The organism is uncultured Methylibium sp. (genome assembly GCF_902826655.1).
In the GTDB taxonomy this organism is placed as follows: domain Bacteria; phylum Pseudomonadota; class Gammaproteobacteria; order Burkholderiales; family Burkholderiaceae_C; genus Methylibium.
Genome location: NZ_CADEFR010000007.1, coordinates 23,339 through 47,776, shown reverse-complemented (window position 1 = coordinate 47,776; position 24,438 = coordinate 23,339). Strand labels below are relative to the sequence as shown.

The 24,438-nt window shown below is 71.6% G+C and carries 25 protein-coding genes; 21 read left to right on the top strand and 4 right to left on the bottom strand.

From position 1 onward, the window contains the following. The first annotated feature begins 60 nt into the window (after positions 1 to 60). The 5 genes from QZV97_RS05185 to QZV97_RS05165 are packed head-to-tail and all read left to right on the top strand — an operon-like array spanning position 61 to position 3,726. A complete protein-coding gene (locus QZV97_RS05185; protein ID WP_295639521.1) occupies positions 61 to 945 on the top strand; it encodes a branched-chain amino acid ABC transporter permease in 885 nt (294 codons plus the stop codon). A 7-nt stretch (positions 946 to 952) separates the two neighbouring features. Then, positions 953 to 1,927: a branched-chain amino acid ABC transporter permease gene (locus QZV97_RS05180; RefSeq protein WP_295639518.1), complete on the top strand. Its 975-nt coding sequence runs from the start codon at positions 953 to 955 to the stop codon at positions 1,925 to 1,927. Further along, positions 1,924 to 2,673 (top strand): ABC transporter ATP-binding protein, encoded by a 750-nt coding sequence (locus tag QZV97_RS05175; RefSeq protein WP_295639515.1) that lies wholly within the window; start codon positions 1,924 to 1,926, stop codon positions 2,671 to 2,673. Before QZV97_RS05180 ends, QZV97_RS05175 begins: the two co-directional genes overlap by 4 nt. Beyond that, positions 2,670 to 3,392 carry an ABC transporter ATP-binding protein gene (locus tag QZV97_RS05170; protein ID WP_295639512.1) on the top strand — a complete coding sequence of 241 codons (723 nt, stop codon included), beginning with the start codon at positions 2,670 to 2,672 and terminating at the stop codon, positions 3,390 to 3,392. Before QZV97_RS05175 ends, QZV97_RS05170 begins: the two co-directional genes overlap by 4 nt. A 40-nt stretch (positions 3,393 to 3,432) precedes the next feature. Next, the gene (locus QZV97_RS05165) at positions 3,433 to 3,726 is read left to right on the top strand and encodes a DUF1330 domain-containing protein (RefSeq protein WP_295639509.1); all 294 of its coding nucleotides are present in this window, start codon (positions 3,433 to 3,435) and stop codon (positions 3,724 to 3,726) included. 7 nt (positions 3,727 to 3,733) lie between these two features. Here the strand turns inward: QZV97_RS05165 and QZV97_RS05160 are convergent, their stop codons facing one another. Then, positions 3,734 to 4,942: an FAD-dependent monooxygenase gene (locus QZV97_RS05160; protein WP_295639506.1), complete on the bottom strand. Its 1,209-nt coding sequence runs from the start codon at positions 4,940 to 4,942 to the stop codon at positions 3,734 to 3,736. Positions 4,943 to 5,070: 128 nt separating this feature from the next. Between QZV97_RS05160 and QZV97_RS05155 the strand changes: the two genes are divergently transcribed. The 13 genes from QZV97_RS05155 (at position 5,071) to QZV97_RS05095 (ending at position 18,387) form a co-directional block, all read left to right on the top strand. Further along, positions 5,071 to 6,117 carry an SPFH domain-containing protein gene (locus QZV97_RS05155; RefSeq protein WP_295639503.1) on the top strand — a complete coding sequence of 349 codons (1,047 nt, stop codon included), beginning with the start codon at positions 5,071 to 5,073 and terminating at the stop codon, positions 6,115 to 6,117. Positions 6,118 to 6,124: 7 nt separating this feature from the next. After that, complete coding sequence (locus QZV97_RS05150) at positions 6,125 to 7,756, top strand: DUF4178 domain-containing protein (protein WP_295639500.1); 1,632 nt, start codon at positions 6,125 to 6,127, stop codon at positions 7,754 to 7,756. Positions 7,757 to 7,805: 49 nt separating this feature from the next. After that, positions 7,806 to 8,033 (top strand): DUF350 domain-containing protein, encoded by a 228-nt coding sequence (locus tag QZV97_RS05145; RefSeq protein WP_295639497.1) that lies wholly within the window; start codon positions 7,806 to 7,808, stop codon positions 8,031 to 8,033. Beyond that, the gene (locus QZV97_RS05140; RefSeq protein ID WP_295639494.1) at positions 8,023 to 8,550 is read left to right on the top strand and encodes a DUF2796 domain-containing protein; all 528 of its coding nucleotides are present in this window, start codon (positions 8,023 to 8,025) and stop codon (positions 8,548 to 8,550) included. Before QZV97_RS05145 ends, QZV97_RS05140 begins: the two co-directional genes overlap by 11 nt. Then, complete coding sequence (locus QZV97_RS05135) at positions 8,547 to 9,260, top strand: ATP-binding cassette domain-containing protein (RefSeq protein ID WP_295639491.1); 714 nt, start codon at positions 8,547 to 8,549, stop codon at positions 9,258 to 9,260. The genes QZV97_RS05140 and QZV97_RS05135 overlap by 4 nt, the downstream gene beginning before the upstream one ends. Beyond that, positions 9,257 to 10,492 carry an ABC transporter permease gene (locus QZV97_RS05130; protein ID WP_295639487.1) on the top strand — a complete coding sequence of 412 codons (1,236 nt, stop codon included), beginning with the start codon at positions 9,257 to 9,259 and terminating at the stop codon, positions 10,490 to 10,492. Before QZV97_RS05135 ends, QZV97_RS05130 begins: the two co-directional genes overlap by 4 nt. Positions 10,493 to 10,533: 41 nt before the next feature. Beyond that, on the top strand, positions 10,534 to 11,091 hold the full coding sequence (locus tag QZV97_RS05125; RefSeq protein ID WP_295639484.1) for a DUF3299 domain-containing protein: 558 nt from the start codon (positions 10,534 to 10,536) through the stop codon (positions 11,089 to 11,091). Between the two features lie 88 nt (positions 11,092 to 11,179). Then, positions 11,180 to 12,772 (top strand): polyamine aminopropyltransferase, encoded by a 1,593-nt coding sequence (locus QZV97_RS05120; RefSeq protein ID WP_295639481.1) that lies wholly within the window; start codon positions 11,180 to 11,182, stop codon positions 12,770 to 12,772. Then, entirely contained in the window at positions 12,769 to 14,400 is a 1,632-nt protein-coding gene (locus QZV97_RS05115) for an FAD-dependent oxidoreductase (RefSeq protein WP_366558889.1), read from the top strand. The genes QZV97_RS05120 and QZV97_RS05115 overlap by 4 nt, the downstream gene beginning before the upstream one ends. Positions 14,401 to 14,531: 131 nt before the next feature. Then, positions 14,532 to 15,095: an alkyl hydroperoxide reductase subunit C gene (ahpC, locus tag QZV97_RS05110; RefSeq protein WP_295639474.1), complete on the top strand. Its 564-nt coding sequence runs from the start codon at positions 14,532 to 14,534 to the stop codon at positions 15,093 to 15,095. A 78-nt stretch (positions 15,096 to 15,173) separates the two neighbouring features. Next, positions 15,174 to 16,742: an alkyl hydroperoxide reductase subunit F gene (ahpF, locus tag QZV97_RS05105; RefSeq protein WP_295639471.1), complete on the top strand. Its 1,569-nt coding sequence runs from the start codon at positions 15,174 to 15,176 to the stop codon at positions 16,740 to 16,742. A 28-nt stretch (positions 16,743 to 16,770) separates the two neighbouring features. Continuing rightward, positions 16,771 to 17,844: a tartrate dehydrogenase gene (locus tag QZV97_RS05100; protein ID WP_295639467.1), complete on the top strand. Its 1,074-nt coding sequence runs from the start codon at positions 16,771 to 16,773 to the stop codon at positions 17,842 to 17,844. A gap of 159 nt (positions 17,845 to 18,003) precedes the next feature. Further along, on the top strand, positions 18,004 to 18,387 hold the full coding sequence (locus QZV97_RS05095) for a hypothetical protein (protein ID WP_295639464.1): 384 nt from the start codon (positions 18,004 to 18,006) through the stop codon (positions 18,385 to 18,387). Between the two features lie 10 nt (positions 18,388 to 18,397). Here QZV97_RS05095 and QZV97_RS05090 read toward each other — a convergent pair whose 3' ends face one another. Continuing rightward, positions 18,398 to 18,934, bottom strand: coding sequence for a thioesterase family protein (locus QZV97_RS05090; RefSeq protein WP_295639461.1), 537 nt, complete (start codon positions 18,932 to 18,934; stop codon positions 18,398 to 18,400). A 66-nt stretch (positions 18,935 to 19,000) separates the two neighbouring features. Between QZV97_RS05090 and QZV97_RS05085 the strand changes: the two genes are divergently transcribed. Then, a complete protein-coding gene (locus QZV97_RS05085; RefSeq protein ID WP_295639458.1) occupies positions 19,001 to 19,546 on the top strand; it encodes a MarR family winged helix-turn-helix transcriptional regulator in 546 nt (181 codons plus the stop codon). On the opposite strand, the gene QZV97_RS05080 is transcribed toward QZV97_RS05085, so the two are convergent. Next, positions 19,491 to 20,855 carry an aminopeptidase P N-terminal domain-containing protein gene (locus tag QZV97_RS05080; protein WP_295639455.1) on the bottom strand — a complete coding sequence of 455 codons (1,365 nt, stop codon included), beginning with the start codon at positions 20,853 to 20,855 and terminating at the stop codon, positions 19,491 to 19,493. The genes QZV97_RS05085 and QZV97_RS05080 overlap by 56 nt on opposite strands. 99 nt (positions 20,856 to 20,954) lie before the next feature. Here QZV97_RS05080 and QZV97_RS05075 point away from each other — a divergent pair, with 99 nt between their 5' ends. Next, positions 20,955 to 21,944, top strand: a complete 990-nt coding sequence (locus QZV97_RS05075) for an aldo/keto reductase (RefSeq protein ID WP_295639452.1) — start codon at positions 20,955 to 20,957, stop codon at positions 21,942 to 21,944. 73 nt (positions 21,945 to 22,017) lie between these two features. Next, positions 22,018 to 23,676 (top strand): choice-of-anchor I family protein, encoded by a 1,659-nt coding sequence (locus tag QZV97_RS05070; protein WP_295639448.1) that lies wholly within the window; start codon positions 22,018 to 22,020, stop codon positions 23,674 to 23,676. Positions 23,677 to 23,716: 40 nt separating this feature from the next. Here the strand turns inward: QZV97_RS05070 and QZV97_RS05065 are convergent, their stop codons facing one another. Next, on the bottom strand, positions 23,717 to 24,433 hold the full coding sequence (locus tag QZV97_RS05065) for a hypothetical protein (RefSeq protein WP_295639445.1): 717 nt from the start codon (positions 24,431 to 24,433) through the stop codon (positions 23,717 to 23,719). Between the last annotated feature and the right edge of the window lie 5 nt (positions 24,434 to 24,438).

Genomic DNA, 24,438 nt, shown 5'->3' with positions numbered 1-24,438 from the left:
TCACCGCCGGCCGGGTGCCTTGCCGCGCCCGGCTCCTTCGTCCTTCCGTCAGGAGCCCGCATGGGTGAGATCACCCCGAACCTGCTCGCGCTGCAACTGGTGACCGGCATCGCGCTGGGCTCGGTCTACGCGCTGCTGGCGATCGGCCTGTCGCTGATCTTCGGCATGCTGACCGTCGTCAACTTCGCGCACGGCGCCTTCTTCATGGTCGGCGCCTTCCTCGGGGTCTATTTCCTCGGGCTGACGGGCAGCTTCTGGTTCAGCCTCGTGCTGACCCCGCTGGTGGTGGGCTGCATCGGCCTCGTGCTCGAGCGCTTCCTGGTGCGCCCGCTGTACGGCCGCGGCATCGACTATCCGCTGCTGCTGACCTTCGGCTTCGGCTACGTGCTGGTCGACGCGATGCGTTTCCTGTTCGGCATCGAGGGCATGCCCTCCAGCACGCCGGCCGAGCTGCGCGGCGCGACCAACCTGGGCATCGGCTACTTCCCGACCTACCGGCTGTTCCTGATCTTCGCCACCGCCCTGGTCATCGGCGCGTTGTGGCTCTTCATCGAGAAGACGCGCTACGGCCTGATCATCCGCGCCGGCGCTCGCGATCCCGAGATCGTGCGCGTGCTCGGCATCGACGTGGCGAAGGTGTGGCTGCTGGTGTTCGGCATCGGCACCGCGATCGCCGGGCTGTCGGGTGCGCTCGCGGCGCCGACGCGCGCGGTGAATCCGGAGATGGGCATCCCCATCCTGGCCGAGTCCTTCGTCGTCACCGTGGTCGGCGGCATGGGCTCGTTGCCGGGCGCGGTCGTGGCGGGCCTGCTGGTCGGCATCGTGTTCAGCATGACCTCGCTGTTCGCTCCGGACCTGGCCGAGCTGTCGATCTTCGTGCTGATGGCCGTGGTGCTGCTGGTGCGGCCGCAGGGGTTCTTCGGCAAGGCCGGCTTGATGGGTTGAGGCCGAGATGAACCTGCGCAACGTCCTCGACCTCGTCGCCCGCCACCGGGTGCTGGCGGTGCTGGCCTTCCTGATGGTGTTCCCGCTGGTGATGCCCTACCACGCGCTGGCGGTCAACATCCTGATCTTCGGCCTGTACGCGGTGGGCTTCAACCTGCTGTTCGGCTACACCGGCCTGCTGTCCTTCGGGCATGCGGCCTTCCTCGGCATCGGCAGCTACCTCGCGGGCATCGCCATCGTGCATGCGGGGCTGTCGTGGTGGGCCGCCATCGCGATCGGCGTCGCGGCCTCGGCCGTCGCCGGCCTGGGGCTGGGCCTGCTGGCGATCCGCACGCGCGGCATCTACTTCTCGATGGTCACGCTGGCGCTGGGCCAGATCGTCTACTACGCCTTCTACAAGGCCGAGCGCTGGACCGGTGGCGAGAACGGCCTGCGCGGTGTCTCGGTCGAAGCGATCGACTTCGGCGTGTTCAAGGTCGACCTGCTGAACCCGGTCGCCAAGTACTACTTCATGCTGGTCTTCGTGGCGCTGGCGCTGTGGTTCGTGTCGCGCGTCCTCGCCAGCCCCTTCGGGGCCGTGATCGAGACCGTGCGCGAGAACGAGAAGCGCGCCGCTGCCTGCGGCTACGACGTCGCGCGCACCAAGCTGCTGGCCTTCGTGCTGTCGGCGGCGGTCTGCGGCCTGGCCGGTACGCTGCGCGCGCTGCACCTGTCGATCGTGCCGATCGACTCGCTGCACTACCTGCAGTCCGGGCAGGCGGTGATGATGTGCCTGCTGGGGGGCATGGGCACCTTCTTCGGGCCCTTCGTCGGTGCGGCGGTGTTCCTGTACCTCGAGGACATCGTCACCCACATGACCAAGTACTGGATGGCGGTGGTCGGCATCGTGTTCATGGTCTTCGTGCTGTTCTTCCCGCGCGGCATCTGGGGCTCGACGCTGGACTGGCTGGAGCGCGCGGCGGGCAGGGGAGGCAAGGCATGAGCGGTGCACCGATCCTCGCCACGGAGGGCGTCGGCAAGCGCTTCGGTGCCTTCACCGCGCTGAACAAGGTCACGGTGGCCTTCCCGGCCGGCCAGCTGACCGCGATCATCGGCCCCAACGGCGCGGGCAAGAGCACCTTCTTCAACGTCATCAGCGGCGCCTTTCCGGCCAGTACCGGCCGCGTGCTGTTCGAGGGCCGCGACATCACGCACCTGCAGCCGCACGACTACGCGCGCAGCGGCATCGCCAAGAGCTTCCAGATCACCAACGTGTTCCGCCAGCTCAGCGCCCACGAGAACGTGCGCGTGGCCGCGCAGATGCCGGTGTCGCGCTTCGCGCTGCTGCGGCCGCGCAGCGCCCTGCGCGAGGTGTCGGACTTCGCCGCGGCGCTGCTGGAGCGCGTGGGACTGGCCGACGCACGCGGCAAGCGCGCCGCCGACCTGGCGCACGGCCAGCAGCGCGCGCTCGAGATCGCGATGGCGCTGGCCAGCAAGCCGCGCCTGCTGCTGATGGACGAGCCGACCGCCGGCATGTCGCCGGAGGAGACCACGGTGATGATGGACCTGATCGCGCGGCTGGCCGAGGAGCGCACCGTGGTGCTGGTCGAGCACAAGATGAAGCTGGTGATGGGTCTGTGCCAGCGGCTCGTGGTGCTGCACCACGGCGAGCTGCTGGCCGAGGGCACGCCGGCCGAGATCCGCGCCAACGACGAAGTGAAGCGCGTCTATCTGGGGCAGGGGTCATGACGGCGCTCCTCGATGTCGAAGGCCTGAACGCCTGGTACGACCGCAGCCACGTCGTGCAGGACTTGTCCTTCCACGTCGACGCGGGCGAGATCGTCACGCTGATGGGTCGCAACGGGGCCGGCAAGACCACGACCCTGCGCACGCTGATGGGCCTGGTCGGCAAGCGGGGCGGCAGCGCGCGGTTCGACGGCCGCGACTTCCTGGCCGAACCGGCGCACACGCGCTTCCACTTCGGCCTGGCCTATGTGCCCGAGGAGCGCCGCATCGTGCCGGGCCTGACGGTGCGCGAGAACCTGCAGCTCGGCCTGATCGCGGCCAAGTCCGGAGCGGGCAAGCTGGACCTGCAGCGCGGTGTCGACGAGATCGCCGAGACCTTTCCGCGGTTGAAGGAGCGCCTGGACCAGGAAGGCAGCTCGATGTCCGGCGGCGAGCAGCAGATGCTGGCCATCGCGCGCGCGATGATGGCCAGGCCGCGGATGATCCTGCTCGACGAGCCGAGCGAGGGCATCATGCCCATCCTCGTCGACGAGATGTTCGAGCTGTTCGCGCGCATGAAGCGCCAGGGCACGACGCTGCTGCTGGTCGAGCAGAACGTCGAGCGCGCGCTGAAGGTGTCCGACCGCGCCTACATCATCGACCAGGGCCGCGTGGTCCATCATGGCGACGCCGCCGCGCTGCTGGCCGACCGCGAGATCCAGGAGCGCTACTGCGCCGTGTGAAAGTCGCGCACGGTTCCTTCCTTCATCGATCGAGACCATCATGCCCAAGGCCTACTGGATCGCCTGCTACCGCTCCATCTCCGACCCCGACGCGCTGGCCGCCTACGCCAGGCTCGCCGGGCCCTGCATCCAGGCCGGGGGCGGGCGCTTCCTGGCGCGCGGCACCGCCGCTCGCGCCTACGAGGACGGCAAGCTCGACCGCACCGTGCTGATCGAGTTCGACAGCGTCGCGCAGGCCGCGGCCGTGCACGACAGCGCCGACTACCAGGCCGCGCTGGTGGCGCTGGGCGACGGCGCGGTGCGCGACCTGCGGATCGTCGAAGCGGCCGCCTGAGCCGGCCTCAGCGCCAGCCGAACATCATCTGCCGCGCCAGCGCACGCCGCGCCGGCGCCAGCGCCTGCAGGGCCGCCAGACCCAGGCCACGTGCGCTGGACAGGCCCGGCAGCTGCCAGGTGAAGCTGCGCGCCAGGAAGTCGGTCGCGGCGATCAGCGCCCAGCGGTCGGGCGCGCGCTGCCACTCGACGCGGGCCAGCGCGCGGCCCACGTCGGCCTCGCGCCGCAAGGCGTCGACCAGCGCATGCGCGTCGCGCAGGCCGAGATTGAGGCCCTGACCGGCGACCGGATGCAGGGTCTGCGCGGCGTTGCCGATCCGGACCGTGCGCTGATCGACCAGCGTGCGCTCGGCGTTCAGCCCGAGCGCAAACGCCTTCAGCGGCGACAGTGCCGTCAAGCGGCCGACGCGCGGGTGGAAGGCGTGGTTCAGCACCGCCAGACGTTGCGCGTCGTCGAGATCGCGCACCGGGTCGTCGCTCGCGTCGACGCACCACACCAGCGCCGCGCGCGCCGGGCCGTCGACCGGCGCCGGCAGGGGCAGCAGCGCCGCCGGGCCTTGCGCGGTGAAGCGTTCGTAGGCCGTGCCGGGGATGCCCGCGGCCCGGTCCAGAGTCACCTGCCCGACCCAGGCGGTCTGGCCGTAGTCGTGAGCCAGTGCCTTGCGCGCCTGGCCCGAGAACACGCCGCCCTCGGCGACGACCGCGAGGTCGAAGCGCTCGGCGATGCCGGCGTCGAGCTCGACGCCGTCGTCCAGCGCCTTGCACGCCGCCACCGTGCTGCCGAAGCGCGCGGACAGCCGGTGCGGCTCGCGCTCCGCCGCCGCCAGCCACGCGGCCTGGAGCGGGGCGACGATGGCGCCGTAGCTGGCCACCGCGCCCAGTTGCTCGACCCCGCACTCCTCGGACGTCAGCAGCAGCTCGGGTTCGGCGCGCCCCAGCAGCGAGAAGGCCAGCGCCGGCTGCTGCTGCGACACGTGCACCGCGCGGATCGCCGCAGCGCGCGGCGCGATCGCCGGCCAGACGCCCAGGCGCTCGAGTTCCTGCACGCTGCCGAGCGACAGCGCCAGCGTGCGCGGATCGCCCGCCACGTCCTGGTCGGCCGGGCGCATGTCGAAGACGCTGACGGCCGCGTCGGGCCGCGCGCGCGCCGCCTGCAGCGCCAGCGCCAGGCCCACCGGACCGGCGCCCACCACCGCGAGTGAAAGAGTCGTCGACATCGGTGTCTGCTCTGTGCGTCCTGGCGACACTCACCCCAAGGGGTGCGTGACGGCCGCGGACCGCGGTCTATGATCCCGCCGCGATTGTGTCCCTACCCGTGCTCACGCTTCCCACCAGGAGGTTTCCCATGGCGCTGATGGATTTCATCAAGAAGCAGTTCATCGACATCCTCGAATGGACGGAGGACGGCGACGGCACGCTGGCCTGGCGCTTCCCGATGGCCGGCAACGAGATCCAGTACGGCGGCTCGCTGACCGTGCGCGAGTCGCAGATGGCGGTGTTCGTCAACGAGGGCAAGGTGGCCGATGTGTTCGGCCCCGGCATGTACAAGCTGACGACCCAGACGCTGCCGGTGCTGACCTACCTGAAGAACTGGGACAAGCTGTTCCAGTCGCCGTTCAAGAGCGACGTCTACTTCTTCAGCACCCGCCAGCAGATCGACCAGCGCTGGGGCACGACCCAGCCGGTCGCGATCCGCGACAAGGACTTCGGCGCGGTGCGGCTGCGCGCCTTCGGCAACTACGCCTACCGTGTGGCCGACCCCAAGCTCTTCCACACCGAGATTTCGGGCACGCGCGACCGCTACACCGTCGGCGACCTCGACGGCCAGCTGCGCGCGCTGATGCTGCAGCACATCTCGGATGCGGTCGCCTCCAGCGGCGTGCCCTTCCTCGACCTGGCGGCCAACCAGGTCGAGTTCGCGCAGCAGCTCGCCACGGTCACGGCGCCGGCCTTCGAGAAGATCGGCCTCAAGCTCGAGGGCGTGACGGTGCAGAACGTGTCGCTGCCCGAAGAGCTGCAGAAGATCCTCGACCAGAAGATCGGCATGGGCATGGTCGGCGGCGACATGGGCAAGTTCATGCAGTACCAGACCGCGCAGGCGATCCCGAAGTTCGCCGAGGGGCAGGGCGGTGGTGGCGGCGGCATCGCGGGCGACGCGATGGGCCTGGGCGCTGGCGTGGCGCTGGGACAGGTGCTGGCGCAGAACCTCCAGCAGGGCCTGCAGGGCGGCGGTGCGTCGGTGGGGGCGGCGGCGGCGGCCGCTCCCGCGGCGATCGCGCCCGACCAGGTCATGGCGACCATCGAGAAGCTCGCCGAACTCAAGGCCAAGGGCATCCTGACCGAGGACGAGTTCAGCGCCAAGAAGGCGGAGCTGCTGAAGAAGCTCGTCTGAGCCGCGGGTGGCTACCGAGCCCTCACCGCAACGCGCCTACCGCGCCGCCTGCCCGAGCTGCGGCGCGCCGGTCGAGTTCCGCTCGGCCGCGTCGGCGCTGGCGGTCTGCGGTTTCTGCCGCAGCACGCTGGTGCGCGACGGCGAGGCCTTGCGTCGCATCGGCGTCAGCGCCGAGCTGTTCGACGACCACAGCCCGCTGCAGCTGGGCGCTGCCGGCCGCTGGCAGGGCGCGGCCTTCACGCTGGTCGGCCGGCTGCAGGTGCGCTACGCCGGCGGCTCGTGGAACGAGTGGCACGCGCTGTTCGACGGGGGCGCCGAGGGCCCGGGCAAGTCCGGCTGGCTGAGCGAGGACAACGGGGCCTACGTCTTCGGCTTCGAGGCCGAGCCACCGGGGCCGCTGCCGCCGCCCGAGGCCTTGCGTGTCGGCGCGCAGCAGCTCGTCGGCCGCGACGCGTGGTCGGTCGCGAGCGTCACGACGGCGAAGCTCGGCGCGGCCGAGGGCGAACTGCCCTTCGTGCCGAACCTGCAGCGTGCCTATGTCGTCGCGGAGCTGCGCAATGCGCAGGACGAGGTGGCGAGCATCGACTACGGCCCCGCGGCCGAGGGCCAGCCGCCGCGCTGGTACGTCGGTCGCGGCCTGCAGCTGGCGTCGCTGGGCCTGACCGGGCTGCGCGAGGACAGCGACAAGCGGCTCGGCGGCCGCAGCGTCGAGTGCCCGAGCTGCGGCGCGTCGCTCGAGGTCAAGCTCACCACGACGCAGAGCGTCGCCTGCCACCAATGCCATGCGGTCGTCGATGTCTCGCAGGGCGTCGGCGCCGACCTGCAGCACTACGCACAGGAGACCCCCGGCGAGGACGGACGAGGCGGCGGCGAGCCGCTGATCCCGCTGGGCCGCAGCGGCACGCTGGCGCTCGGTGCCGGCGGCCCGCTGCCCTGGCAGGTGGTCGGCTACGCCGAGCGCTGCACGCTGCCCGAGCCGGGCGACGAGGACGAGCAGAGCTTCTGGCGCGAGTACCTGCTCTATCACCGCACGGCCGGCTTCGCCTTCCTGGTCGACGCCGAGGACGGCTGGAGCTGGGTGCGGCCGCTGACCGGCGCGCCGACCGTCAGCGGCGCGAGTGCGCGCTGGCAGGGCGAGCACTACCAGGAGCTCTACCGCTACCGCGGGCGCATCACCTACGTGCTGGGCGAGTTCTACTGGAAGCTCGAGCGCGGTCAGGTCACCACCAACACCGACTACCGCGGCCCGGCCGGCAAGCAGCTCAATCGCGAGCAGACCGGCGGGGGCGGTCGGGACGACCAGGGCGGCGAGGTCACCTGGTCGGCCGGCGCGGCGCTCGACGCCGACGTGCTGATCAAGGCCTTCAGGCTCGCCGACACGCCGCAGGCGGCGATGAAGCGCGACGCGGCACCGATTTCGGTCAAGAGCGGCTCGCTGGCCGGCCTGTTCGTCTTCCTGCTCGTCGTCGTGCTGATCTTCTCGATGGTGCGTTGCAGCCGCGACGATTGCGACGCGCTGCGCCGCACCTACGGCGAGGCCAGCAACGAGTACCAGCAGTGCAAGCGCAGCGGCGGGAGCGGCGTTCGCACCGGCGGCGGTTCGTTCGGCGGCTTCAGCACCGGCGGCGGGCACAAGTAGCCCGAGCAGGGTCCACGACAGTGACACAGTAGCGAAGGAGCATCACATCATGATGGGCATCGAGTGGTTCAAGCCGGCGGTCTTCCTCGGGTCGATCCTGTTCGCGCTGGTCGGCGTGCTGGTGTTCTGGATCAGCTTCGTCATCATCGACAAGCTGACGCCCTACGACCTGTGGGCCGAGATCGTCGAGAAGAAGAACACCGCGCTCGCGCTGGTGGTCGCGGCGATGTGCCTGGCGATCGGCATCATCGTCGCCGCGGCGATCCATGGCGGTTGAGCGAAGCGGCGCCGGCGCGGCGCTGCTGCTGGCCGCGGCGCTGGCCCACGCGGCGCCGGCGCACCAGCACGGCGTGGCGCAAGTCGATGCCGTGCTCGACGGAGCCGTGCTCACTGTGTCGCTGAGCCTGCCGCTGGACAGCCTGCTCGGCTTCGAGCGCGCGCCGCGCAGCGCCGCCGAGAAGCAGGCCGCGGCAGCGGTGGTCGAGCGACTGCGCACGGAGGCCTTGCTGGTGCAGCCTGACCCGGCCGCCGGCTGCGTGCGCGAGGCCGTCGAGATCGCCTCGTCGGCGCTCGGGCTCGGATCTGCTCCGGGCGGGGCGGCCGACGAGCATGCCGACATCGATGCGGGCTTTCGCTTCCGCTGCGCCGATCCGGCACGGCTGGGCCACGTCGAGCTCGGGCTGATGAAGGCCTGGCCGCGGCTGTCGCGCATCGAGGCGCAGTTGGCCGGTGCGCGCAGCCAGGCCCGGCAGGTCCTGCGGCGGCCTGCCACGCGCCTGGCCTGGCCGCGATGAGCGAGCCGGCCGCCGCCGTCGAAGTCACCGGTCTCCGCTACGCCTGGCCCGGCAGTCGCGAGGCGACGCTGGCGATCGCCCACTGGCGGCTCGGCGCCGGCGACCGCGTGTTCCTGCAAGGCGCCAGCGGCAGCGGCAAGAGCACGCTGCTCGCGCTGCTGGCCGGCGTGCTGCTGCCGCAGGGCGGCAGCGTGCGCCTGCTGGGCCAGGACTGGTCCGCACTGCCCGCGGCACAGCGCGACCGTCGCCGCGCGGACCACGTGGGCCTGATCTTCCAGCAGTTCAACCTGCTCGGTTACCTGCCGGTGATCGACAACGTGCTGCTGCCGTGCCGCTTCTCGCCGCGCCGCGCCGCGCGTGCCGCCGGCCGCGACGGCAGCGCGCGTGCGGCCGCCGAGCGCCTGCTGACGCGGACCGGCCTCGCGCCGGCGTCGTGGACGCGGCCGGCCGCCACGCTGTCGGTCGGGCAGCAGCAGCGCGTCGCGGCGGCGCGCGCATTGATCGGCACCCCCGAGCTGGTGCTGGCCGACGAGCCCACTTCGGCGCTCGACGAACTGCGGCGTGACGATTTCATGGGCCTGCTGGTCGAGGCCTGCCGCGAGGCCGGCAGCGCGCTGGTGTTCGTGAGCCACGATCCGCGCCTGGCCGCCGGCTTCGCGCGGCGTGTCGACCTGTCGACGCTCGACACGGCGGGCGGGGTGTCGCCATGACGCCGCTGCTCGGCCTGGCCGCGCGCAGCGCCTGGAGCCGGCGCTTCGTGCTGGCGCTGACGGTCGCATCGATCGCGCTGTCGGTCTTCCTGCTGCTGGGCCTGGAGCGGCTGCGCGCGGACGTGCGCGAGAGCTTCACCGCGTCCGTCTCCGGCACCGACCTGGTCGTCGGCGCGCGCACCGGTGGTGTGCAGCTGATGCTCTACGCGGTGTTCCGCATCGGCAGCGCGACGGCCAACCTGCGCATGGACAGCGCGCAGGCGATCGAGCGTCATCCCGTGGTGGCCTGGGTCGTGCCGATCTCGCTGGGCGACTCGCACCGCGGCTACCCGGTCGTCGGCACCAGCGACGGCTACTTCAGCCACTTCCGCTACGGCGACCGGCAGGCGCTGGCCCTGGCCTCGGGCCGCGTCTTCGGTGCGCTGCCGACCGGTCTCCACGAGGCCGTGGTCGGCGCCGAGGTGGCCGACCGCCTGGGCTACCGCGGCGGCGACCGCATCGTGCTGAGCCACGGCGACGGCGCGCTCGCCGCCAACGACCACGCCGACCAGCCGTTCACCGTCGTCGGCGTGCTGGCCCGCACCGGCACGCCGGTGGATCGATCGGTGCACATCCGCCTCGAGGCGATGGACGCGCTGCATGCCGGCGGTTACGCGGGCGCCTTGCAGGCGCTGCAGCCGCGTCAGGTGACGGCGGCGCTGGTCGGGCTGAAGCAGCGCAGCGCGGTGTTCTCGGTTCAGCGCTTCGTCAACGACTACCGCGAGGAGCCGCTGGTCGCCGTGCTGCCCGGCGTGGCGCTCGACGAGCTGTGGGCGTTGATCGGCGTGGCCGAACAGGCCCTGCAGCTCGCGTCGGCGCTGGTGGCCGTGGTCAGCCTGGCCGGTCTGGTGGCGGTGATGGCGGCGGGCCTCAACGAGCGCCGCCGCGAGCTGGCGATCCTGCGCGCGGTCGGCGCCAGCCCGCGCCAACTGCTGGGCCTGCTGCTGATCGAGGGCCTGCTGCTGACGCTGGCCGGCGTGGTGGCCGGCGCCGTCGCGCATGCGCTGGCCTGCGCAGTGCTGGCGCCCTGGTTGCAGGGACGCTTCGGCATCACGCTCGGCCTGACCGGCATCGGTGCGGACCCGCTGGCCCTGATGGGCGCGGTGCTGGCCGCCGGCCTGCTGGCCAGCCTGCTGCCGGCCTGGCGCGCCTACCGGCTGTCGCTGGCCGACGGTCTGGCGCCGCCGGTCTGATCGATGCCGCATCATGCGGCCCTGCGCCCGAGGACGACGCGATGCCTTCCCACCTTTCGACGATGAACCGCCGTGCCCTGCTGGTGCTGGGCGCGGCAACGCTGCTGGCCCGGCCCGGTCTGGCGGCCGACGTCCGCGACCTGCCGTGGGAGGAACTGGTCCCGAAGGGCTGGGATCCGATGGCCGGCTTCAAGCGGCCGCCCAACATGGGCCTGATGAGCGACGCCGACCCGCGCATGCAGGAGCTGATGCGCGCGCTGCGCGAGTCCTGGGACCAGGCACCGACGCGGCCCGAGCTCGACGGCAAGGCGGTGCAGATCAGCGGCTACCTGGTGCCGCTGGAGCAGGCCAGGGGCGAGGTCAGCGAGTTCCTGCTGGTGCCGTACTTCGGCGCCTGCATCCACACCCCGCCGCCGCCGGCCAACCAGATCGTGCACGTGCTGCCGGCCCGGCCCGCCAAGGGCCTGCGCGCGATGGAGGTCGTCACGGTGCGCGGCAAGCTCAGCGTCGCGCGTTCGGACTCGGCCATGGGCGTCAGTGCCTACCGCATCGACGGCGCCGCGGTGGAGATCTGCACGCCGCCCGACCGCACCCGTTGAGCATGACTGCTGCCCCCACGCGCCTTCGGTGCTGCCCCCCGAGGGGGCGCTCAGTCCTCTTGGGGCGGCCCGGCGAGGCCTGACCGGCGTGAGCGAGCCGACGGCCCTCGACCCCGCTGCGCGCACCGGCGCGCCCGGCGTCCGCCCGGCCGAGCTGGCGCTGCTGGTCTCGGTCTTCGTCGTCGCCGCCTGCGGCCTGGTCTACGAGCTGGCGGCCGGCGCGCTGGCGAGCTACCTGCTCGGCGACTCGGTGCTGCAGTTCAGCACCGTGATCGGCGCCTACCTGTTCGCGATGGGCATCGGCTCCTTCCTGTCGCGCTACATCGAACGCCAGCTGATCGCCAACTTCCTGCGCATCGAGCTGCTGGTCGGGCTGATCGGCGGGCTGATGCCGGCCGGGCTGTTCATCGTGCACAGCCTGCTGCCGGCCTCGGCGACGGCGCCGTTCCGCACGCTGCTGTACGCGCTGGTGCTGGTGGTCGGCATCCTGGTCGGGCTGGAGATCCCGCTGGTGATGCGCATCCTCAAGCGCCACTTCAGCGAGCGCTACGCGCTCAAGGACCTGGTGTCGCAGGTGCTGACCTTCGACTACCTCGGCGCGCTGGCGGTGTCGGTGGCCTTCCCGCTGCTGCTGGTGCCGCAGCTGGGCCTGGTGCGCACCGGCGTGGCGTTCGGGCTGCTCAACGCGGCGGTGGCGGTGTGGGCGCTGTGGCTGTTCCGCGGCGAGCTGCGCGCATGGCGTGCGCACGCGATCGCCTGCGCGGCAGTCATCGTCGCGCTGGTCGCGGCCTTCGCCGGCGCCGACCGGCTGACGACCTGGGCCGAGGACCGCTTCTACGGCGACCGCATCGTCTTCAGCCAGACCTCGGCCTACCAGCGCGTCGTCGTCACCGCCGGTCCGGGCGGCGTGCGGCTCTACCTCAACGGCAACCTGCAGTTCCACTCGCGCGACGAGTACCGCTACCACGAGGCGCTGGTGCACCCGGTGATGGCGGCGCACGGCGCACCGAAGCGCGTGCTGGTGCTGGGCGGCGGCGACGGCATGGCCGTGCGCGAGGTGCTGAAGCATCCGTCGGTCGAGCAGGTCACCCTGGTCGAGCTGGACCCGGCCATGACGCGCCTGTTCTCGACCGAGCCGCTGCTGACGGCGCTGAACGGCGACGCGCTCAAGTCGCCGAAGCTGCGCATCGTCAATGACGACGCCTTCGGCTGGCTGGACCGCAACGAGGGGTTCTTCGACGTCGTGATCGTCGACTTTCCCGACCCCAGCAACCATGCGATCGGCAAGCTCTACTCGACCAGCTTCTACGCGCTGCTGGCGCGCCACCTGGCGGCCTCCGGCCACGCGGTGATCCAGAGCACCTCGCCGCTGATCGCGCGCAAGAGCTACTGGACGGTCGTCAGCACGGTCGAGGCGGTCGACCTCAGGGCCACGCCCTATCACGCGCATGTCCCGAGCTTCGGAGAGTGGGGCTTCATCGTCGCCAGCCGGCGCCCGCTGGCGATGGAGGCGATGGCCTCGCGCCTGCCCGCGGGCCTGCGCTTCCTGAGCGCGCCCGGCTTGCCGGCCTTGTTCGACTTTCCGCCGGACATGGCGCGCGTGCCGGCGGAGCCCAACCGCCTGAGCACGCAGGGCCTGGTCCACACCTTCGAAGAGGAATGGGGACGCCTGCACGAGTGAACGGGCGGCGTCGCACGCTGCTGCTGGGCGGCGCCGCGCTGCCCTGGCTGGCCGGCTGCGAGCGCGGCGTCGCCGGCATCCCCGGCGGCTGGATCGGCATCGATGCCGGACGCGGCCATGCGCTGCGCGACGGCCGCCTGGCGCGCGCGCCGGTCGGCGACGCGAAGCGCTGTGCGGTCGCGATCGTGGGCGCCGGTGTGGCCGGTCTGGCCGCAGCGCGCGCGCTGGCGCAGGCGGGGGTCGACGACTTCCGTCTCTTCGAGATCGAGGACCGCGCCGGCGGCAACGCCCGTGCGCACGCGATGGGCGGCATGCGCTGCCCGCTGGGCGCGCACTACCTGCCGCTGCCGGGGCCCGAGGCGCGCGAGGTTGCCGAACTGCTGCACGCGCTGGGCATCGCGCGTCAGGAGCTCGGCCGCACGGTCTACGACGAGCGCCAGCTCTGCCACGCGCCGCAGGAGCGCGTCTTCGTGCCCGATCCGCAGCCCGGCGTGCGCGGTGCCGGCCGCTGGCACGAGGGCCTGCTGCCGCTCGACGGCGCGGCGCCGTCGACGCTGGCGCAGCTGCGGCGCTTCGCCGACGAACTGCGCGAGCTTCAGCGCACGCTGAGCTTCACCGTGCCGACCCAGCGCAGTCGCTGGAGCCCCGGCCTCGCGGCGCTGGATGCGCAGAGCTTCGCCGCCTGGCTCGACGCCCGGGCCTACGACGACCCGCTGCTGCGCGCCTACCTCGACTACTGCTGCCGCGACGACTACGGCGCCGGCCTCGGCCTGGTGTCGGCCTGGGCCGGCGTCCACTACTTCGCCAGCCGCCACGGCTTTCGCGCACCGGGCGACGAGACCGCGGCCGACGCCTCCGACGGCGTGCTGACCTGGCCCGAAGGCAACGCCCACCTGACGGAGCGGCTGGCCGAAGGCCTGGGCGAGCGCCTGCGCAGCGGCGTCGTCGCGACGCGCATCGAGACCGGCCGCCACGAGGTCGCGCTGGAGATCTGGGACGCGCGGACCGCGCGCGCCGAGCGCTGGACCGCGCGCCGGCTGATCGTGTGCGCGCCGCTCTTCGTCGCGCGACGGCTGATCGATGCACCGCCGGCGGCGCTGGCGGATCTGCTGCCGCGCTTGTCCTACGCGCCCTGGCTGGTCAGCAACCTGCAGTTGCGCGAGCCGCTGCTCGATCGCCCGGGCCCGGCCCCGGCCTGGGACAACGTCATCGCCGGCAGCGCCGCGCTCGGCTATGTCGACGCGATGCACCAGAGCCTGCGCCCGGTGCCGGGGCCGACGGTCCTGACGCACTACTGGGCGCTGGGTGGGCAGTCGCTGCCCGACCTGCGGGCCTCGCGGGCGCAACTGCTCGACAAGCCCTGGGAAGGCTGGCGCGACGCCGTGCTGGCCGACCTGGTGCAGGCCCACCCGGACCTGCCGGGCAAGGTCGAGCGCATGGACAGCATGCGCTACGGCCACGCGATGCTGGTCCCGACACCGGGCCTGCGTGGCGATCCGGCGCTGGCGGCACTGGCCCGACCCCAGGGCCGCTTGCACTTCGCCCACGCCGACCTGTCGGCCCATTCGGTGTTCGAGGAGGCCTACACCTGCGGGACGCTGGCGGGCACGGCGGCGGCGGCGCCCTGAGACGGATGCAGCCATTGAGTTTGCCGATGGCCTGCATACCTTCTATCAATGTGTGAAATGACGCGGCGCACAAATAATCAAGGCATGCGGGTTTACCCGCCTGTCTTTCCAACCCACCCGAAGAGGACGCCATGTCGTTGATCAACACCCAGGTTCAACCCTTCAAGGCGCAGGCCTTCCACAACGGCAAGTTCATCGAGGTCACCGAGCAGAGCCTGAAGGGCAAGTGGTCGGCGCTCGTGTTCATGCCCGCCGCCTTCACGTTCAACTGCCCGACCGAGGTCGAGGACGCGGCCGAGCACTACGACACCTTCAAGTCGCTCGGCGCCGAGGTCTACATCGTCACGACCGACACGCACTTCGCGCACAAGGTGTGGCACGAGACCAGCCCGGCCGTCGGCAAGGCCAAGTTCCCGCTGATCGGCGACCCGACCCACCAGCTGACCCGCGCCTTCGGCGTGCACATCGACGCGGAAGGCCTGGCGCTGCGCGGCACGTTCGTGATCAACCCCGAGGGCGTGATCAAGACCGCCGAGGTCCATGACAACGCGATCGCGCGTGACGTCAAGGAGACGCTGCGCAAGCTGCAGGCCGCGCAGTACGTCGCCAAGAACCCCGGTCAGGTCTGCCCCGCGAAGTGGCAGCAAGGAGCGAAGACGCTGACCCCGTCGCTCGACCTCGTCGGGAAGATCTGATCCCGTTTGTCCGATGAAGCCTCCGCCGGCGATGAGCCGGCGGCGGGCTGCCGCATTTGCCTCACTGGAGTCACCGCCATGCTGGACGACAGCCTCAAGACCCAGCTCGCCGCCTACCTGCAGCGCGTCCAGCAACCGGTAGAGCTGATCGCTTCCCTCGACGACCGCCCGGCCTCGGCCGAGATGCGCGAATTGCTGGCCGAGATCGCCGAGCTCAGCCCGCGCGTGACCGTGCGCTTCGACGGCGCCGACGCGCGCCGTCCTTCCTTCCAGGTCACCCGCGCCGGGGCCGACATGGGCCTGCGCTTCGCCGCGATCCCGATGGGCCACGAGTTCACCTCGCTGGTGCTGGCGCTGCTGCAGGCCGGCGGCCATCCGCCCAAGGTCGAGGCCGAGGTGATCGACCAGGTGAAGTCGCTCGATGCCGATCTCGTCTTCGAGACCTACATGTCGTTGACCTGCCACAACTGCCCCGACGTCGTGCAGGCGCTCAACCTGATGGCGGTGCTGAACCCGCGCATCCGCCACACCGCGGTGGACGGCGGCTTGTTCCAGGCCGAGGTCGAGGCGCGCGAGATCATGGCCGTGCCCAGCATCTGGCTCAATGGCCAGCCCTTCGGTTCGGGCCGCATGGAACTGTCGGAGATTCTCGCCAAGGTCGATACCGGCGCGGCCGCGCGCGACGCCGCCCGGCTGGCGGACAAGCCGCCCTACGAGGTGCTGATCGTCGGCGGCGGCCCGGCCGGTGCCGCGGCAGCGGTGTATGCCGCGCGCAAGGGCATCCGCACCGGCGTCGTCGCCGAGCGCTTCGGCGGCCAGACGCTCGACACGCTGGGCATCGAGAACTACATCTCCGTCCAGCAGACGCAGGGCCCGCGCTTCGCGGCCGACCTGGAGGCGCACGTGCGCGCCAACGAGGTCGAGCTGCTCAACGGCCAGCGCGTCGAGGCGCTGGAGCCGGCACCGCAGCCCGGCGGCTACGCGACGGTCAAGCTGGCCAACGGCGCGGAGCTCAAGGGTCGAAGCATCGTGCTGGCGACCGGCGCGCGCTGGCGCAAGGTCGGCGTGCCCGGTGAGGCCGAGTATGCGAACAAGGGCGTGGCCTACTGCCCGCACTGCGACGGCCCGCTGTTCAAGGGCAAGCGGGTCGCGGTGATCGGCGGCGGCAACTCCGGCGTCGAAGCGGCGATCGACCTGGCCGGACTCGTCGAGCACGTGACCCTGATCGAGTTCGCCGACCAGCTGAAGGCTGATGCGGTGCTGGTGAAGAAACTGCACAGCCTGCCCAATGTGACGGTGCACGTGAACGCCCAGACGACCGAGATCCTCGGCGACGGCAGCCGCGTGACCGGCCTGGCCTACAAGGACCGCGCGAGCGGCGAGGCGCGCCGGATCGACCTGGCGGGCGTCTTCGTGCAGATCGGCCTGGTGCCCAACACCGAGTGGCTGCGCGGCACGGTCGAGCTCAGCAAGTACGGCGAGATCGTCGTCGACGCGAAGTGCGCGACCAGCCTGCCCGGCGTGTTCGCCGCCGGCGACGTGACGACCGTGCCGTACAAGCAGATCGTCGTCGCGGCGGGCGAGGGCTCGAAAGCGGCGCTGTCGGCCTTCGACCACCTGATCCGCTCGCCGGCCGCCCCGGCCTGAGCGCGCAGCGCTCGCTACCATCGGCGGCATGAGCACCGCCGCACGCCCGCATCGCATCGCCGTCATCCCGGGGGACGGCATCGGCATGGAAGTCATGCCCGAGGGCCTGCGCGTGCTCGAGGCGGCGGCGCGGCGCTTCGGCCTCGCGCTCGAGTTCGCGCACTTCGACTGGGCCAGCGCGGCGTACTGGCAGAAGACCGGCGAGATGCTGCCGCCGGACTGGCAGGCGACCCTGTCGCGCTTCGACGCGATCTATTTCGGCGCCGTCGGCTGGCCGGCGGTGGTGCCGGATCATGTGTCGCTGTGGGGCTCGCTCCTCAAGTTCCGGCGCGAGTTCGACCAGTACGTGAACCTGCGGCCGGTGCGGCTGCTGCCGGGTGTGCCGTCGCCGCTGGCGAACAGGAAGCCGGGCGACATCGACTTCCTGATCGTGCGCGAGAACACCGAGGGCGAGTACACCAATCTCGGCGGCGTGATGTACGCCGGCACCGATCGCGAGATCGTGATCCAGGAGTCGGTGTTCAGCCGCCACGGCGCCGACCGGGTGCTGAAGTTCGCCTTCGAGCTGGCCGCGCAGCGCGCGCGCAAGCACCTGACCGTCGCGACCAAGAGCAACGGCGTGGCGATCAGCATGCCGTGGTGGGACAGCCGCGCCGACGTGGTCGCCCAGGGCTACCCGCAGGTCACCGTCGACAAGCAGCACATCGACATCCTGTCCGCGCGCTTCGTGCTGCAGCCGCAGCGCTTCGACGTGGTGGTGGCGAGCAACCTGTTCGGCGACATCCTGTCGGACCTGGGACCGGCCTGCACCGGCACCATCGGTCTGGCGCCGTCGGCCAACCTGAACCCGGAGCGGCGCTTCCCTTCCCTGTTCGAGCCAGTGCACGGCTCGGCCCCCGACATCTACGGCAAGGCCATCGCCAACCCGATCGCGATGATCTGGTCGGGCGCGCTGATGCTGGATTTCCTGGGTCACCGCGACGCGCACGACGCCATCGTCGCGGCGATCGAGACGGTGCTGGTGGACGGTCCGCGCACACCGGACCTGGGCGGCCAGGCCCGCACGCCGGACGTGGGGCAGGCCGTTGCCGCGGCGCTCTGAGTCCCTGCAAGCTGCCGGGAGGCAGCTTGCAAGATAAGAATCATTCGCATTAATATGCCCCCGAGGCGCCGGACCGGCGCCGCCTGCAGCCAGGGGCCGCGCCCCGAGCCATCTCGACGACGTTCACGAGCCGCGCGCGCCGCGGCGGAGGCTGCCCCGATGAGCTGCGATCCCAAGACTGCCTGCACCGGCCGCGCGGCAGCGACCGAAGCCGACGACGATCTCGTCTCCCTGCCCAGCGCCGAGGCGCTGCTGGCCGGCACCCTGGCCCTGATGACCGGCGTCATCGAGCGCGCGGCGCTGTCGCAGCCGCTGGCCGCGCATGCGCAGAGCCTGATGATGGCGTCCAAGGTGCGCTCGCACCTGTTCTTCCTGAGCAGCCATCCCCACGTGAGCGAGGGCTTCCGGATGACCGCCGGCCGCCTGCGCAGCCACTGGGATCGGCTCGCGATGCCGGCGCAGGCAGCGGTCGAGGCGTCGGTCTCCGAGGCGGCCGAAGCGGCGGCGCGGTTGTGGCACCGCGCGCCGGAGCGGGTTCAGTAGCGAGCCCTGCTCACCACGCCGCACCGATGACGCCGCGCTCCGCGGACAGCCAGTCGCGCACCGGCGCCGGCAACGGCGTGGTCAGGTCGAAGCCGTGCTCGCCCATCAGCGCGTACGAGCGGGCGTTGGGCACGAGGCCGTCGCGCCCGACCGCAGCGCCCTTCATGTAGCCGGCGGCGCAGATCTCGCCCGTGGCCGACACGAACTCGAAGCGCATGTAGTTCCAGCGGTCGTCGGCCGCGTCGAGCCGGAAGCGCAGCGTGTACGACTGCAGGGGCTGCAGGCCGCGGCGATAGCTGATGAAGGAGCCGCCGGCCATCGGCCGCCAGCCCTGGCGCATCAGCACGCGGCCGAAGCCGGTGCGCGCGAAGTACTCGATCAGCATCAGGTCGACCACCGTCAGGTAGCGGCCGTTGTTCATGTGGCCGTTGATGTCGAGGTCGTTGGGCAGCACGCGCAGCTGGCGTTCCAGCGTCGCGCCGGCCCGCAGCGGGCCGAGCCGCCAGGCACGCAGCAGGGACCAGAGCAGCCGCAGGTAGAGGTTCATCGCATCGCCTAGAATCAGTTCAGTAGCGAACAGTATAGTTCTTTATCGAACGATATGGCAAGTGACATGGCCAGTGTGCCGCCCTCCACCCGCGCTCCCGATCGACAGCCCACCGCGACCTGGCTGGCCGTCGTGCGGGCCTACAACCTGTGCGATGCGGTGATGAGCTCGCGGCTCGCTGCGCAAGGTGTCAAGGTGGTCGAGCACGAAGTGCTGGCCCATCTGGCGCGCCATCCCGGGCTGACCCAGCAGGCCCTGGCCGAGCGCGTGTTCTTCGCCAAGAGTCACCTGAGCGGCCTGCTCGGTCAACTGGAAGAGCGCGGCCTCGTGCAGCGCGACGCCGACCCGGCCGACGCGCGCGTGAAGCGGCTGTCGCTCACCGGGTCGGGGCGGGTGCTGGCGGCGCAGACCCAGGCCGTCCAGCAAGCGGTGGTCGAAGCGATGACCTCCGGCTACGCGCAGACCGAGCTGCAGCGCATCGAGTCGACCATGCTCGACGTGTGCGCGCGACTCGAGGCTCTGCTGGCGGCCGACCGGGCGGCGGCGCCGTCGGCCGTCAGCCCCGCATCAGCGCCTCGATCTCGTCCGGCGCCACCGGCACGTCGCGGCTGAGCAGTTCGCAGCCGGACGGTGTGACCAGCGCGTCGTCCTCGATGCGGATGCCGAGGTTCCAGTAGCGCTCGGGCACGTCGGGCGCCGGGCGCACGTAGAGGCCGGGCTCGATGGTGACGACCATGCCCGGCTGCAGGCGCCGCGACGGCCGCTTGACCGCGGTGCCGCCCAGGCCGTCGGGCTGCTCGCACGGCGCCTCGTCCTGCGCCAGGTAGTCGCCGGCGTCGTGCACGTCCAGTCCCAGCCAGTGGCCGGTGCCGTGCATGAAGAAACGGCGGTAGGCGGCGCTGGCGATGACCTCGTCGAGGCCGCCGACCGCCTGCCGGTCCAGCAGGCCGAGGTCGAGCATGCCCTGCGCCAGCACGCGCGTCGCGGCCCAGTGGCTGTCCATCTTGCGGGCACCGGGGCGGGTCTCGGCGATCGCGGCGTCCTGCGAGGCGAGCACCAGCTCGTAGAGCTCGCGCTGCGGGGCGCTGTAGCGGCCGTCGACCGGGAAGGTGCGGGTGATGTCGCTCGCGTAGCTGCCGTACTCGCAGCCGGCGTCGATCAGGCACAGCTCGCCGGGCCGCAGCTCGGCGTCGGCCGCCTGGTAGTGCAGCACGCAGGCATTGCGACCGGCCGCGACGATGGAGGTGTAGGCCGGGCCCGCCGCGCCGCTGCGGCGGAACTCGTGCAGCAGCTCGGCCTCGAGCTCGTACTCGCGCATGCCGGGCCGGCAGGCCTGCATCGCGCGCACGTGGCCGGCCGCGCCGATGGCGCCGGCCCGGCGCATCAGCGCGACTTCGTGGGCGTCCTTGAAGAGGCGCATCTCGTCGAGCAGCGGCAGCAGGTCGCGCTGCAGCGTCGGCGCACCGACCCCGGTCCGTGCCCGCGCCCGCACGGCGTCGAGCCAGCCGGTGACCTGCGGCGCCAGCCCTTCGTAGCCGCTGAAGGGGAACCACACGGCGGGCTGGTCGGCCAGCCGCTGCGGCAAGGCCTCGGCCAACGCGTCCAGCGGCAGCGCCTCGTCGATGCCCAGCGCCTGCGGCGCGTCCTGCGGGCCGAGGCGGTAGCCGTCCCAGATCTCGCGCTCGGCGTCCTTGGCGCGGCACAGCAGCAGGCTGCGGCCCGTGGCATCGAGTACGAGCCAGGCGTCGGGCTCGCCGAAGCCGGTCAGGTAGTAGAAGGCGCTGTCGTGCCGGTAAGGATGTTCGCTGTCGGCGTTGCGCAGGCGCTCGGGCGCGGTCGGCAGCACGGCCACGCCGCCGCCGGCGGCCCGCAGGGCGGCGCAGACACGGTCGCGGCGGGCGCGGTAAACATCGTTGTCCATGGGGGTCTGCGCGTCTTGGGTACGCTCGGCAGTGTAGTGAGCCCGCGCCTCGGTGGCGCGCGGCTCCCCCGCCCCACCCCCCTCAAGGAGAAACCTCGCATGCAATACCGCCGTCTCGGCCGCTCGGGCCTGCAGCTCAGCGAGCTGTCGCTCGGTTCGTGGGTCACGTATGGCCAGCAGGTCGATGTCGCCAGCGCCAAGGAGATGCTGTCCGCGGCCTTCGACGCCGGCATCAACTTCTTCGACAACGCCGAGGTCTACGCCAACGGCCAGAGCGAGACCATCATGGGCGAGGCGCTGCGCCAGCTGGGCCGCAACCCGCTCGACTACGTCGTCTCGACCAAGTTCTACTGGGGGCTGGACCGCGGCGGCAAGGACAAGCCGCGCATCAACGGCCAGGACACGCTGAACCGCAAGTACCTGCACCACGCGATCGACGGCTCGCTCAAGCGTCTGCAGCGCGACTGCATCGACCTGGTCTTCTGCCACCGCCCCGACCCCGGCACGCCAGTCGAGGAGACGGTGTGGGCGCTGCACGACCTGGTCCAGCGCGGCAAGATCCTCTACTGGGGCACCAGCGAGTGGCCGGCCGATGCGATCCGCGCCGCCCACGACATCGCCGAACGCCACCACCTGCACAAGCCGCTGATGGAGCAGCCGCAGTACCACCTGTTCGCCCGCAAGCGCGTCGAGAAGGAGTACGACCGGCTCTACGACGGCATCGGCCTGGGCCTGACGACCTGGAGCCCGCTGGCCTCGGGTCTGCTGACCGGCAAGTACCGCAACGGCATTCCGGCCGGCAGCCGCGGTTCGCTGGAGGGCATGGGCTGGCTGCGCGACGGACTGACCGACCCGGACAAGAACGCCGCGGTGGCGCAGCTGGAAGCGGTCGCCGCGGAGCTGGGTGGCACGGTCGCCCAGCTCGCGATCGCCTGGGTCAACCACAACCCGCACGTCAGCACGGTGATCCTCGGGGCCAGCCGCATCGAGCAGCTGCAGGACAACCTGAAGGCGCTGGAGCTGGCGCCCAAGCTCACGCGAGAGGTGCTGTCGCGCATCGACAAGATCACCAAGTCGCTCGCGGCCTGAGCCCGACGCCGTCACAGCGCGGTCATCGTCGCTTCACACACTGGAGGTTTGACCACCTTCGGGAGACGAGGCGATGCGAGCGAGCAAGTGGGCGGCCAGGACGGCCGTCGGGATGGTGGCGGGGCTGCTGATTGCCGGCATGGCGATCGCGGCGGGCACGGGCAGCGCGCCCGCGGGCCTGAGGATCGCCAAGATCGGCGGCTATCAGTCCAGCGGCGGGGTCGGCGCGTCGGAGATCCCGGCCTACGACCGGCTCACGAAGCGCGCCTTCGTCGTCAATGGCGCGCTCGCTACGGTCGAGGTGCTGGACCTCAGCGACCCGACGCAGCCTGCCCTCTTGGCCAGTCTGTCGACGGCGAGCTTCGGACCGGGCCTGGGCGGCGCGAACAGCGTCGCGGTGTCGCACGGCCTGGTCGCGCTGGCGATCGAGGCGCTGCCGAAGACGCGGCCGGGCCTCGTCGCGCTGCTCGACAGTCGCACGCTGGCACTGGTCGCCACCGTCGAGGTCGGTGCGCTGCCGGACATGCTGGTCTTCACGCCGGACGGCAGGACGCTGCTGGTCGCCAACGAAGGCGAGCCGGCGGCCTACAACACCGGCAACGCGGCCGACGATCCCGAAGGCTCCATCAGCATCGTCGACCTGCGCCAGCCGCACGCGCCGCGCGTGCGCACCGCCGACTTCCGCGCCTGGGACGGCCGCAAGGCCGAGCTGCAGGCGGCCGGCGTGCGCATCTTCGGGCCGGGCGCCAGCGTCTCGCAGGACCTGGAGCCCGAGTACATCGCCGTGTCCGACGACGGCGCAACCGCCTGGGTCACGCTGCAGGAGAACAACGCGATCGCGCAGGTCGACGTGACGCTCGGCAAGGTCGTCGCGATCCGGCCGCTCGGCAGCAAGGACTTCAACATCGCCGGCTTCGGGCTCGATGCCAGCGACGAGGACGGCGGTACCGACACCAACAGCGGCTCGCCGGTGGCGCGCATCGTGCCGCAGCCGGTCCGGGGCCTGTACCTGCCGGACACGATCGCCAGCTACCGCGCCTGGGGCAACACCTTCCTGATCACGGCGAACGAAGGCGACGCGCGCGCCGACTGGCCGGGCTTCAACGAAGAGACGCGGGTGCGCGAGCACTGCGCCGCCGGCGGGCTGGATCCGGCCGTCTTCGGCCCGAACGCGGCGCGTCTGCTGTTCGACTCCAACCTCGGCCGGCTGCGCATCACCAACACGCCCAACGGCGGCTATGCCGGGCGCAACGCCCAGGGCCAGTGCGAAGCGCTGTACGCCTTCGGCGCGCGCTCGATCACGATCTGGACCGACGACGGGCAGCGCATCTGGGACTCGGGCGACACGCTGGAGCGCGTGACGCTGGCCGCCAGCCAGGCCAGCGGCGGCGCCTTCGCGTTCAACGCCAGCCACGACAACAACACGCTCGACGGCCGCAGCCCGACCAAGGGGCCGGAGCCGGAAGGCATCGCGCTCGGCACGATCGGCGCGTCGACCTATGCCTTCGTCGGGCTCGAGCGGGTAGGGGGTGTCGCGGTGTTCGACGTGACGAACCCCTTCTCGGCGCGGTTCGTCAGCTACCTCAACACGCGCAACGGCCTCGGCGGCGACCGTGGGCCGGAAGGGCTGGCCTTCGTCAGCGCGAAGCAGTCGCCCAACGGCAAGCCGCTCCTCATCGTCGGGCACGAGGTCAGCGGCAGCACCGCCATCTTCCAGATCGACGTCGAGTGAGTCGTCAGTTGCGCGTGGCGGCCGGGCCGCCGCCACGCCTTCAGCGCAGGCTGCCGAAGGGCAGGGCGCCGGGGTTGACCTTGCTGGCCGGGTGGACCGGCGCCTGCTGCAGCATCGCGCGGCGCGCGGCCGAGCGTTTGTCGGCCGCGGCGCGCCGGCGGTTGTCGGCGACCACGTCCATCTGCATGCGGACGAAGTTGGCCAGCTTCTCGACGTCGGCCTCGCCGCCGAACAGCGTGCCGGTGCGCGGCAGCTTCACGGCCTTGCCGTCGCGCATCACCAGCGCGAGGTAGCAGCTGCCCGGCTGCAGCCAGGCGGGCAGCTTGTCGGAAATCTTGCTGCGCTCGACCACGTTGACCTCGCGCAGGTCGGACACCGCGACGCGGCGGGCCGATTGCCGCCAGCCACGCCGCCACGACACGAACTTGACGCTGGCGGCCACGCGCTCCCAGGTCCACAGGTCCCAGCCCAGCGCGGCGAGCCAAGCCAGGACGGCCGGCCACAGCGGCCAGCCGGCGATGCCCCAGGCGGCAGCCGCGAGGACGCCGCTCGCGGCCAGGCCCGCGGCGACCGTCAGCATGTCGGGCTGGCCGGGCGTCCACAGGCTGCGGTGGTAGACCTCGGTGTCGGTGTGATCGCCCGAGACCGGCTCGTGCGCCAGCCAGGCCGCGCGCAGCCCATGCACGGCGCCGCGTTCCAGCAGCGCGGCGACCGCCGTGCACACCACGGCACCCAGCAACAACGCGAAGACACCCATCGTCG

Coding starts and splice junctions, on each gene's coding strand:
- QZV97_RS05085 (WP_295639458.1), top strand. CDS start 19,001: ATGGCCAGTGTGCCGCCCTCCACCCGCGCTCCCGATCGACAGCCCACC.
- QZV97_RS05065 (WP_295639445.1), bottom strand. CDS start 24,433: ATGGGTGTCTTCGCGTTGTTGCTGGGTGCCGTGGTGTGCACGGCGGTC.
- QZV97_RS05070 (WP_295639448.1), top strand. CDS start 22,018: ATGCGAGCGAGCAAGTGGGCGGCCAGGACGGCCGTCGGGATGGTGGCG.
- QZV97_RS05180 (WP_295639518.1), top strand. CDS start 953: ATGAACCTGCGCAACGTCCTCGACCTCGTCGCCCGCCACCGGGTGCTG.
- QZV97_RS05135 (WP_295639491.1), top strand. CDS start 8,547: ATGAGCGAGCCGGCCGCCGCCGTCGAAGTCACCGGTCTCCGCTACGCC.
- ahpC (WP_295639474.1), top strand. CDS start 14,532: ATGTCGTTGATCAACACCCAGGTTCAACCCTTCAAGGCGCAGGCCTTC.
- QZV97_RS05155 (WP_295639503.1), top strand. CDS start 5,071: ATGGCGCTGATGGATTTCATCAAGAAGCAGTTCATCGACATCCTCGAA.
- QZV97_RS05165 (WP_295639509.1), top strand. CDS start 3,433: ATGCCCAAGGCCTACTGGATCGCCTGCTACCGCTCCATCTCCGACCCC.
- QZV97_RS05140 (WP_295639494.1), top strand. CDS start 8,023: ATGGCGGTTGAGCGAAGCGGCGCCGGCGCGGCGCTGCTGCTGGCCGCG.
- QZV97_RS05075 (WP_295639452.1), top strand. CDS start 20,955: ATGCAATACCGCCGTCTCGGCCGCTCGGGCCTGCAGCTCAGCGAGCTG.
- QZV97_RS05175 (WP_295639515.1), top strand. CDS start 1,924: ATGAGCGGTGCACCGATCCTCGCCACGGAGGGCGTCGGCAAGCGCTTC.
- QZV97_RS05160 (WP_295639506.1), bottom strand. CDS start 4,942: ATGTCGACGACTCTTTCACTCGCGGTGGTGGGCGCCGGTCCGGTGGGC.
- QZV97_RS05100 (WP_295639467.1), top strand. CDS start 16,771: ATGAGCACCGCCGCACGCCCGCATCGCATCGCCGTCATCCCGGGGGAC.
- QZV97_RS05090 (WP_295639461.1), bottom strand. CDS start 18,934: ATGAACCTCTACCTGCGGCTGCTCTGGTCCCTGCTGCGTGCCTGGCGG.
- QZV97_RS05095 (WP_295639464.1), top strand. CDS start 18,004: ATGAGCTGCGATCCCAAGACTGCCTGCACCGGCCGCGCGGCAGCGACC.
- QZV97_RS05130 (WP_295639487.1), top strand. CDS start 9,257: ATGACGCCGCTGCTCGGCCTGGCCGCGCGCAGCGCCTGGAGCCGGCGC.
- QZV97_RS05080 (WP_295639455.1), bottom strand. CDS start 20,855: ATGGACAACGATGTTTACCGCGCCCGCCGCGACCGTGTCTGCGCCGCC.
- QZV97_RS05145 (WP_295639497.1), top strand. CDS start 7,806: ATGATGGGCATCGAGTGGTTCAAGCCGGCGGTCTTCCTCGGGTCGATC.
- QZV97_RS05125 (WP_295639484.1), top strand. CDS start 10,534: ATGCCTTCCCACCTTTCGACGATGAACCGCCGTGCCCTGCTGGTGCTG.
- QZV97_RS05185 (WP_295639521.1), top strand. CDS start 61: ATGGGTGAGATCACCCCGAACCTGCTCGCGCTGCAACTGGTGACCGGC.
- QZV97_RS05170 (WP_295639512.1), top strand. CDS start 2,670: ATGACGGCGCTCCTCGATGTCGAAGGCCTGAACGCCTGGTACGACCGC.
- ahpF (WP_295639471.1), top strand. CDS start 15,174: ATGCTGGACGACAGCCTCAAGACCCAGCTCGCCGCCTACCTGCAGCGC.